We start from the raw sequence: 1,107 nt of genomic DNA on the forward strand, positions 1-1,107 counted from the left end.
AGGTCAAAACCCCTGCACACCATCACTTTCGTAATGTACCGAAAAGTTGACCCAACACCACAGCCGCCATCCAACTTTGACCTTCCCTTCCAGGGAAAATTGTCAGAAAATAATCGTTGGGTAATCATGGCAAAACTAATTCCGTGGTCAGAATTTGAAACCGAATATGCTCAAAATTTTACAGTATCAACCGGAGCTCCAGCGAAATCGTTTCGTATGGCGTTGGGAGCATTAATTATTAAAGAAAGATTAGGAACCAGTGATGTCGAAACAGTAGAACAAATAAGAGAAAACCCATACCTACAATACTTTATAGGCATGACATCCTATACTAATACGTCACCATTTGATTCATCAATGTTCGTTCATTTTAGACAAAGAATAGGTCTGAACCTAGTTAATAAAATCAACGAAAAAATGGTCAAAGACCAGACCGAAGTACCATCCGAGTCAAGGGAAAAAAAGTCATCAGAAACAAGTGAACCCAAAAACCAAGGCAAATTAATATTAGATGCAACAGTAGCACCAGCCGACATTAAATATCCCACAGACTTAGGGCTACTAAATCAAGCAAGAGAACATACCGAAAAAATTATAGACGCTCTACATAATAAAAATCAGTCACCCGGAAAAAAAAAACCAAGAACCTATCGTAACCGAGCCAGAAAAGAATACTTAACAATAGCCAAAAATCGGAAACCATTACGAAAAGAGCGCAAAAAAGTAATTAAGAAACAACTTCAATATATCTACAGAAATTTAGCTAACATCGAAAAAATGGGTCAGCTAGAATTACTAAGTAAATCTCATTATAAAATGCTGTTAGTAGCCACAGAAGTCTACCGCCAACAGTTATGGATGTATGAAAACAAAGAGCAGAGTATTCCCGATAGAATAGTAAGTTTAAAACAACCACATATTCGACCCATCGTCAGAGGTAAAGCCGGGAAATCCGTTGAGTTTGGGGCAAAATTATCAGCGAGCTGTCGTAACGGCTATGTATTTTTAGACCGAATTAGTTGGGATAATTTTAACGAATCTTTAGACTTACAAGCACAAGCGGAAAAATTTAAACGGTTCACGGGATTCTACCCAGAATCAATTCAT

Annotated in this window: 1 protein-coding gene; it reads left to right on the top strand. The window is 37.6% G+C overall.

Annotated elements, in window-relative coordinates:
- Positions 1-33 precede the first annotated feature (33 nt).
- Positions 34-1,107: IS5 family transposase (locus tag K4039_RS29685; RefSeq protein ID WP_265240108.1), on the top strand; the 1,074-nt coding region annotated here is incomplete at its 3' end.

This window comes from Lyngbya sp. CCAP 1446/10 (assembly GCF_026130175.1).
Lineage (GTDB): Bacteria > Cyanobacteriota > Cyanobacteriia > Cyanobacteriales > Microcoleaceae > Microcoleus.